Source organism: Bacillus sp. CDB3 (assembly GCF_002081505.1).
GTDB classification, from domain to species: Bacteria; Bacillota; Bacilli; order Bacillales; family Bacillaceae_G; genus Bacillus_A; species Bacillus_A cereus_AT.
Genome location: NZ_ALBR01000100.1, coordinates 1 through 8,232 on the forward strand (window position 1 = coordinate 1; position 8,232 = coordinate 8,232).

The following is an 8,232-nucleotide window of genomic DNA, read 5'->3' on the forward strand; positions in this document are numbered from 1 at the left end:
CCACGTGACTCCGGAGTCCCAGTGACTGCCAGTAGGTCCAGTGCTCCCGGTAGTCCCAGTGACTGCCAGTACGGTACCAGGTCCAGTGCCTCCGGTAGTCCCAGTGATGCCAGTAGGTCCAGTGCTCCCGGTAGTCCCAGTGATGCCAGTAGGTCCAGTGCTCCCGGTAGTCCCAGTGATGCCAGTAGGTCCAGTGATGCCAGTAGGTCCAGTGCTCCCGGTAGTCCCAGTGATGCCAGTAGGTCCAGTGATGCCAGTAGGTCCAGTAGGACCAGCTTCTACTAATACGATATAATCTGGAGATACATTCGGAAAACCTTGAGGTGCATCTTTTTTTACAACATAGCCGCTACTCGTGTAAGTCACAACTTGTCCCGTTTTATAGTTAGGAGCGGCTGCTAGACTAAAAGCGGTAGTACTTTGTAAACCAGCCCCGGTAGTCCCAGCAGAACCAGTAGGTCCAGTGGCGCCAGTAGAACCAGTAGGTCCAGTGCTTCCGATAGAACCACTGTTACGTCTACCGTCACAACTAAAGCAATTGCGTTGATACATGTACTCTCTCCTTTCTATATTTTTGAAAATCTATTATAAAAGTAGAACCACTATATATATATTGTAGATTCTATATTTTTGTGTGGCCAATTGTATTGTGTATATAGATTTCAAAAATAGGGGAGATCTTATAACCACCATTTTTCCTGTGGAAGCAAAGTAACATCCGCATCAAAATTCTCTTTAAACCAATCATACATCAATGTCTCTTTCACTAAATATTCAGAGGCAGAGTGTGACACACCGATGAGTGACATGTCTGTTTCTTTTACGTAATCCATAATGAGCGAGTATTTATGCCTGCCGTAATCATTGTCGATATGGCAATGGATTTCTCCTGTAATATATGCTTCAGCACCTTTTTCTTCTGCTTCTTTCATTAAAGATACGACATCGCCGCAGCCAGCGATAATTGCAATTTTCTTGATGGAATCATGTTGTTTACCTTCGAAGTCTGTATAAGGAATGTTAAAGAGTTTTTTTAGATGTTTTTGGAGTTTTTCTGTTGTTGTTTCATCTATTTCACAAATAAGACCGACTGGTTCGTTTTCTGGACCACCGTAAGCAAACCCGTCAATTACATTGGCTTGTAGTGCTTTTGCGATTGAAATGCTAGTTCCATACGTTTGATGAAAATCCATTGGACCGTGACATGTATATATAGAAAGTTGTTTTGCCTTTATTGCCTGCAAATATTTTAATGAAATTGGAATAAATCCGTGCCCTGATTTTCCGAGTGGATCACCACACTCCATTACAAGTGGATGGTGCATGAAGAGTAAATCACCTGGCATGGATTGTGAAATGAATTTTTCGAGAACATCATCAGTTGGGAACACAGCTAAAAAGGTTGTGTTTACATTTTCAGCACCTCTTATCATAAGACCGTTAAATAGCTCAACAAAATTTGCTTCGAAAAATTGTTGCCATGGAAACTGGATTGGATCATATGTAGCTGGAATGAAGCGACTAAAGGCACTGTCTTTTCCGTATTTTTCAATTTGGAATAAATGATTAAGTGATTGTTCTATTTCTTTTAAGGCTGGCATGTTTAGTAATCCTCCTTAAGATAATTCTTCCTTTGTTAGTTGTTTTTGTTTTTTATGGCAAAATAAGAAGCGGATAGGAAACAAATAAAACCTGGAATCCAGCCAATAGTAGGAGAATAGGGAAGTATATGTTGTAATACCATTCCGCTAGAAATAAAAAAGCTACCTAATAGACCTAAGAAAATGGGATATCGCTGTAGTTTGAACATCAGTGATACAACCTCCGTTACCATGCATTAAGCCTGATTGGTGAGGACTAATAATCAGAAGGGGATGGATACCCCCTGATTAAAGTTTCACTTTATCACATATATTTTATAGTAGTCTCAATTTTCTGTATATAAAATTTAAGAAAAATGGTGGTACAATATATAAATGATATGAGAAGAGAGGATGTAGGTTCACACATGTACGTTACTGTAACAGAGGCAGCATATAAAAAGATTATGGATACGATTCCAAGTGAGACGAAATATATAAAGTTATTTTATGATAATGAAGGTTGCGGTTGTGTGATGAGCGGGATTATTGATTTAGTAGCCGTTTCAGAGAAAGATGAGCGTGATGTAGATATTGAATCAAGCGTACTGAACTTTATTGCAGACCGCACAAAGCTTGTATTTATGGATGATAAGTTAACAGTTGATTGGCATGAAGTTGGAGGGACTTTTCAGCTGAAGAGCCCAAGTCAGTTTTATAATCCAAATATGAAGTTGCATGTTCGAGTATAATGAAGAGAGAGGGAGTGTATAATAGGCTCCTTTTTCTTATGGATTTTTTCACATAATGAAATGTACATATGATTGAATTTTCTGTATAATTTTCTTTGCGGAGGAGGTTGCGCATGAAAAGATGGGGAATTGAGTTATTAATTTTAAGTGTCGTTATTATTTGGGGGATTAATTTTACGATTGCGAAATATGGACTTTTAGAATTTACAGCAATTGAGTTTACTGCACTTCGGATGATATCGGCGGCACCGCTTATGTTACTCCTTACATTTTTTATTGAAAAATCGGTTTATATGGAACGAAAGGATATACCTAGATTAATCATCGTTAGCGTTGTAGGTATTGTACTGTATCAAACATTATTTATGGAAACTGTCAAATATACATCCGCTACAAATGCCTCTTTACTCATTTCTATTTCACCTATCTTTACAACTGTATTTGCGATTTTTTTGAAACAAGAAAAGTTTTCTTCTCGAAAGTTAATCGGTTCAATGATTGCCTTTTTTGGTGTAGCATTAGTTTTAGTAGCAGGGCATTCACTTGCTAGTTCTTTTTATGGAAATGGAATTGGGCTAATTACATCGATATGTTGGGGGCTTTATCCTGTTTTAGCAGGACCATTAATTAAAAAATATTCAGCACTACGTGTTACCGCATGGTCTGCACTAGTTGGTGCGATTCCGCTCTTATTGTTAAGTGGTCCACATGTATTTTTAATGCCATTTCACATTACGCACGGAATGACACTATTTGCTTTACTATATTCTATTTTCTTTGTAACAGTATTTGGTTTAGTGATGTGGTATGTTGGTATTCAAAAAATTGGAGCATCACATACGATGGTATATATGTATATTACGCCGCTCGTTGCTGTTTTATTTGCAGCTGTATGGGCAAATGAATATGTATCGTTTCAACAAATCATCGGTGGAATTATTATTTTCTTCGGTCTATGGTTTGTGAAATCGGAGAAAGTAAAAGTTCATACTACTGCGGGGGAACCTATATCAAAATAGGAAAACAGATCACCTATGATCTGCTTTCCTATTTTTTTATTTTTGGTAAGAAGACGAGAAATAAGATAGCAGTAATAAGTGGAATTAAGTTTAAAAATGGAATACGGAAGAGTGTGATAAGAATAATACCTGGAAGAAGAACACCGAGGACAGCGTAGAAAATACTATGATTTTTCGTGTACCAATACAATGAAAGTCCAATAAGTGCAGGGATAATGAGGTGAATGAGAGCCATTAAAAAATAAATCATTAGACGCCCCCTTTATTTGTGTGCTTATTACATCATATCCGTATGTTCATAGATTGATATCACTTTTTTCATAAATGGACGAAAAATGTTTGGAAAAACGTCACAAATCATGAGAATATAATGTTTGAAATCTTGTATAATATTATTTCCTGAAAATATTTAAACAACATAAATACATTGTTTATGTTGTTTTTAATTTGGAATGAATTTTAAGTAGTATGAACTCGAAAGAAATGAGTTATACAGCTTTTGTTGGATAGATAAAAACTACTGAAGAGGAGTACAGCATGATTAGTATGTCATTAAGATCGTTTAAAATTCAATCGTATTATTTACTAGGTATTCTGTTATTAGGCTGGATGTTAACACCGTTTTCAGCTCATTTTCTAGGTGCTGGAATTGGACTTATTGTAAGTATGTACTGTGTTTGGCTTTTAGGGAGACGAATTGAAAAGCTTGGAGATAGTATCGTAAAGAAGACAAAAGCGCCGACGCTCGGTATGTTTAATCGTTTTGCAGCTGCCATTTTGGGCGCCGTGATTATGTACGAAATTGAGCACCATATGGTTATGTGGGCATTTGCAGTAGGCATTTTGGGCGGTTATTTCTTAATTGTTGTTAATTTAGGCTATTATAGTATGAAAGATGAGAAAGAATTAACAAAGAGCTAAAAAAAGATAAAAAGATAAAAAACCTCTTTTTTAGATAGAATAGAGGATCCAGGGATGGATAGTACAACAGGAAGCGTAACTTTGCATAAAATGCAGGTTTCTGCTTCCACTAAGTTAACATTAAATCACTTATTAGTATGACTCTTAGGTTCTTTAAAAAAGTTAGATACAATACAACAAACTATTCCGGTAATTAGAATAATGTATTTTATCGTTTCACTTGTATGCTCAAATAAATTAACGTTAAGCATCACAAGTCCCCAAAACATTTGGATCGCTCCATAACTTAATAAAATTTTTCCTGTACGAGAAAAATTTTCCATAGCCCTCCTCCTTTCCTGTATATGTAAATTTTATCATGAAAACTAAAAATGAATTATTATAAAATGAATTTTCTGTAAGTTTATGGGGTATTGGTATGGAATTTTATGAGCTAAGTCACAGATGAAGAGATTAAAGTTTCACTTTATATAAGATATAGAAAGAAGCTTACGTTTTCACGTAAGCTTCTTTTTTATGTAAGTGTGTGTAACCGTTAAGCCGCATTGGGTTTTGTCGGTGAGTACGCGAAACTTTACGGTTACACGACACTTATTCATATGAGTAAAAGGGTTATTCCAACAGAAAGTTTATACTTAAGCGATTGGGCCGCCTAAGTTAATAATATCTTCAGAAGCGCTATCAAACTTTTTGAAGTTTGCTTTGAATTCGTTTGCAAGCTCAATTGCTTTCACTTTGTAAGCATCTTTATCAGCCCAAGTTTGTTCAGGCATTAACACTTCGTCAGGTACACCTGGTACGTGAAGTGGAACTTCAAGACCGAAGATGTCGTGTTTCGCAGTTTCAGCTTTTGCAAGTTCTCCGCTTAGTGCTGCTTGAATCATTGCACGAGTATAACCTAAGTTCATACGTTTACCAACGCCGTATTCGCCACCAGTCCAGCCAGTGTTTACTAAGAATACTTTCGCATCATGTTTCTCGATTTTTTCACCAAGCATTTCAGCATAGCGAGATGCATCAAGTGGTAAGAATGGTGAACCGAAGCAAGTTGAGAATGTAGCTTGCGGAGATGTAACGCCGCGCTCTGTTCCTGCTAGTTTACTAGTGTAACCGCTTAAGAAATGGTACATAGCTTGCTCTTTTGATAACTTACTGATTGGAGGCAATACGCCAGATGCATCAGCAGTTAAGAAAATAATTGTATTTGGATGTCCTGCAACACTTGGTAGTACGATATTGTCAATCGCATGCATAGGGTATGCAGCACGTGTATTTTCTGTTAAAGTAGTATCGTTATAGTCAGCGATGCGTGTTTGACCATCAATGACAACGTTTTCTAAAACTGAACCGAATTTGATTGCATCGAAGATTTGTGGTTCTTTCTCATGAGAAAGGTTTACACATTTCGCGTAGCAACCGCCTTCAATATTGAATACGCCGTTATCAGACCAACCGTGCTCATCATCACCGATTAATTTACGGTTTGGATCAGCGGATAATGTTGTTTTACCTGTTCCAGATAAACCGAAGAATAGTGCTACGTCGCCTTCTTCACCTACGTTTGCAGAGCAATGCATAGAAAGAATGTCTTGTTCAGGTAGTAAGAAGTTCATAATAGAGAAGATTGATTTTTTCATTTCTCCAGCATATTCTGTACCACCGATTAGTACGATACGTTGTTCGAATGAAACCATAATGAACGCTTCAGAATTTGTACCGTCAACTGCTGGATCTGCTTTAAAGTTTGGTGCAGAAACAATTGTGAACTCTGATTCATGAGTTGCTAATTCTTCTTCAGTTGGACGAATAAATAATTGATGTACGAACAAATTATGCCATGCGTATTCGTTAACAACTTGAATTGGTAGGCGATAGTTGCGGTCAGCGCCAGCAAATCCTTTGAAGACGAATAACTCTTCTTTTTCTTTTAAGTATTCTAAAACTTTTGTATATAATTTATTAAAATGTTCTTCAGAAATCGGTTGGTTCACGGCTCCCCAAGCAATTTTGTCAGCAACCGATGCTTCCTTCACAATAAATTTATCTTTAGGAGAACGTCCTGTGTATTTTCCTGTTGAAGCAGAAACGGCACCAGTAGAAGTTAATTTCCCTTCATTTCGCATTAATACTTTTTCCACTAATTGCGGAACACTTAGTTGAATCTGTGCATTGCTTCCGTTCAATAATTCATGTAAACCAATTTGGACATTCACAGTACTCATATTTATATACCATCCTTTTCATTTAATGAAATATTTCTCGTAATCCCCATCAAGAGTATAACACAATTATATAAATAATGTATACTATTTATTTATTTTTGTTTGTGTGAATGGATTAGTTTCTTATTAATATTTCACCCTATACGTATTGAGAAAAACTTTCAGGAAAATGTGAATATTAATTGACAAATGAATATCATTTCTTTAGTATAGGTTGGGACGGATACTCTCTTATCCCGAGCTGGCGGAGGGACAGGCCCGATGAAGCCCAGCAACCTCACTTGTAGTGGTAAATACAGGTGAATAGGTGCTAAAACCTGTGCGAGGCTAATGGTCTCGAACGATAAGAGCAAAGGGCAAAAAGCAGTATGCAAGTAGCAAATTAAACCTTTCCTCTATGTAAAGTAGGAAAGGTTTTTCTGTATGCTTGTGTGGGAGAATAAATGTATGTCGCAGTTTGTGGCAAATTAAGGATGAGTTCCGTACAATATATACAATTACTGTAGGGAGGTTTACCACATGACAAAAAAACGTCATCTGTTCACATCTGAGTCTGTAACTGAAGGACATCCAGATAAAATTTGTGACCAAATTTCTGATTCAATTTTAGATGCGATCTTATCAAAAGACGCAAATGCACGTGTAGCTTGTGAAACAACTGTAACAACTGGTTTAGTATTGGTAGCGGGGGAAATTACGACTTCTACTTACGTAGATATTCCGAAGATCGTTCGTGAAACAATTCAAGGCATTGGTTACACACGCGCAAAATACGGATTCGATGCAGAAACTTGTGCAGTTTTAACATCTATCGATGAGCAATCTGCTGACATCGCTATGGGTGTTGACCAAGCACTAGAAGCACGCGAAGGTCAAATGACTGACGCTGAGATTGAGGCAATTGGTGCAGGAGACCAAGGTTTAATGTTTGGCTTCGCATGTAATGAAACACAAGAATTAATGCCACTTCCAATCTCGCTTGCTCACAAATTAGCTCGTCGTTTAACTGAAGTACGTAAAGATGACACATTATCATACTTACGTCCGGATGGAAAAACGCAAGTTACAGTTGAGTATGATGAAAATGGTAAACCTGTACGTGTAGATACAATTGTAATTTCTACACAGCATCATCCAGATGTTACATGGGAAGAAATCGATCGCGATTTAAAAGAGCATGTAATTAAAGCTGTAGTTCCAGCAGAATTAATGGATGGAGAAACGAAATTCTTCATTAACCCAACTGGCCGCTTCGTAATTGGTGGACCACAAGGTGATGCTGGTTTAACAGGACGTAAAATCATCGTTGATACTTACGGTGGATACGCTCGCCACGGTGGCGGTGCATTCTCTGGTAAAGATGCAACGAAAGTTGACCGTTCAGCAGCATATGCAGCTCGTTATGTTGCGAAAAACATCGTAGCAGCTGGTCTTGCTGACAAAGCAGAAGTACAACTTGCATACGCAATCGGCGTAGCGCAACCAGTATCAATTTCAGTTGATACATTTGGCACTGGTAAAGTATCTGAAGACGTACTAGTAGAACTAGTTCGTAACAACTTCGATCTTCGCCCAGCTGGTATTATTAAAATGCTAGACTTACGTCGCCCAATTTACAAACAAACAGCAGCTTACGGCCACTTCGGACGTACTGATGTAGATCTTTCATGGGAACGTACAGACAAAGCAGCTACTTTAAAAGAGCAAGCTGGTCTATAATATATGAAAAAAAAAGCTA

At 37.5% G+C, this 8,232-nt stretch carries 8 protein-coding genes, 1 pseudogene and 1 riboswitch; of the genes and pseudogenes, 4 read left to right on the plus strand and 5 right to left on the minus strand.

Annotation, left to right across the window (positions count from 1 at the left end; all coding sequences use genetic code 11):
* Both CDB3_RS26750 and CDB3_RS26755 read right to left on the minus strand, forming a co-directional pair.
* Positions 1-552, minus strand: a pseudogene (locus CDB3_RS26750) (collagen-like protein); the annotation flags it as partial.
* A gap of 128 nt (positions 553-680) precedes the next feature.
* Entirely contained in the window at positions 681-1,601 is a 921-nt protein-coding gene (locus CDB3_RS26755; protein ID WP_128856570.1) for a Nif3-like dinuclear metal center hexameric protein, read from the minus strand.
* 407 nt (positions 1,602-2,008) lie between these two features.
* Between CDB3_RS26755 and CDB3_RS26760 the strand changes: the two genes are divergently transcribed.
* Together CDB3_RS26760 and CDB3_RS26765 are read left to right on the plus strand one after the other, a co-directional pair.
* Complete coding sequence (locus tag CDB3_RS26760; RefSeq protein WP_002089124.1) at positions 2,009-2,332, plus strand: iron-sulfur cluster biosynthesis family protein; 324 nt, start codon at positions 2,009-2,011, stop codon at positions 2,330-2,332.
* Between the two features lie 113 nt (positions 2,333-2,445).
* Positions 2,446-3,351 (plus strand): DMT family transporter, encoded by a 906-nt coding sequence (locus CDB3_RS26765; RefSeq protein WP_128856571.1) that lies wholly within the window; start codon positions 2,446-2,448, stop codon positions 3,349-3,351.
* Between the two features lie 28 nt (positions 3,352-3,379).
* Here the strand turns inward: CDB3_RS26765 and CDB3_RS26770 are convergent, their stop codons facing one another.
* On the minus strand, positions 3,380-3,601 hold the full coding sequence (locus CDB3_RS26770) for a hypothetical protein (protein ID WP_000639043.1): 222 nt from the start codon (positions 3,599-3,601) through the stop codon (positions 3,380-3,382).
* A 287-nt stretch (positions 3,602-3,888) separates the two neighbouring features.
* Between CDB3_RS26770 and CDB3_RS26775 the strand changes: the two genes are divergently transcribed.
* Complete coding sequence (locus CDB3_RS26775; protein WP_097829595.1) at positions 3,889-4,272, plus strand: ATP synthase subunit I; 384 nt, start codon at positions 3,889-3,891, stop codon at positions 4,270-4,272.
* 125 nt (positions 4,273-4,397) lie between these two features.
* On the opposite strand, the gene CDB3_RS26780 is transcribed toward CDB3_RS26775, so the two are convergent.
* Positions 4,398-4,595 (minus strand): hypothetical protein, encoded by a 198-nt coding sequence (locus tag CDB3_RS26780; protein ID WP_128856572.1) that lies wholly within the window; start codon positions 4,593-4,595, stop codon positions 4,398-4,400.
* 312 nt (positions 4,596-4,907) lie between these two features.
* The gene (gene pckA / locus CDB3_RS26785; protein WP_128856573.1) at positions 4,908-6,494 is read right to left on the minus strand and encodes a phosphoenolpyruvate carboxykinase (ATP); all 1,587 of its coding nucleotides are present in this window, start codon (positions 6,492-6,494) and stop codon (positions 4,908-4,910) included.
* Between the two features lie 228 nt (positions 6,495-6,722).
* Positions 6,723-6,844: riboswitch (SAM riboswitch) on the plus strand.
* Between the two features lie 169 nt (positions 6,845-7,013).
* On the opposite strand from pckA, the gene metK reads away from it, so the two are divergent.
* Positions 7,014-8,213: a methionine adenosyltransferase gene (metK, locus tag CDB3_RS26790; protein ID WP_097829598.1), complete on the plus strand. Its 1,200-nt coding sequence runs from the start codon at positions 7,014-7,016 to the stop codon at positions 8,211-8,213.
* Positions 8,214-8,232: the final 19 nt, after the last annotated feature.

Excerpts from the sequence above, each read along its gene's own strand:
- CDB3_RS26755 (WP_128856570.1), bottom strand. The coding sequence starts at position 1,601 with ATGCCAGCCTTAAAAGAAATAGAACAATCACTTAATCATTTATTCCAA.
- CDB3_RS26760 (WP_002089124.1), top strand. The coding sequence starts at position 2,009 with ATGTACGTTACTGTAACAGAGGCAGCATATAAAAAGATTATGGATACG.
- CDB3_RS26765 (WP_128856571.1), top strand. The coding sequence starts at position 2,446 with ATGAAAAGATGGGGAATTGAGTTATTAATTTTAAGTGTCGTTATTATT.
- CDB3_RS26770 (WP_000639043.1), bottom strand. The coding sequence starts at position 3,601 with ATGATTTATTTTTTAATGGCTCTCATTCACCTCATTATCCCTGCACTT.
- CDB3_RS26775 (WP_097829595.1), top strand. The coding sequence starts at position 3,889 with ATGATTAGTATGTCATTAAGATCGTTTAAAATTCAATCGTATTATTTA.
- CDB3_RS26780 (WP_128856572.1), bottom strand. The coding sequence starts at position 4,595 with ATGGAAAATTTTTCTCGTACAGGAAAAATTTTATTAAGTTATGGAGCG.
- pckA (WP_128856573.1), bottom strand. The coding sequence starts at position 6,494 with ATGAGTACTGTGAATGTCCAAATTGGTTTACATGAATTATTGAACGGA.
- metK (WP_097829598.1), top strand. The coding sequence starts at position 7,014 with ATGACAAAAAAACGTCATCTGTTCACATCTGAGTCTGTAACTGAAGGA.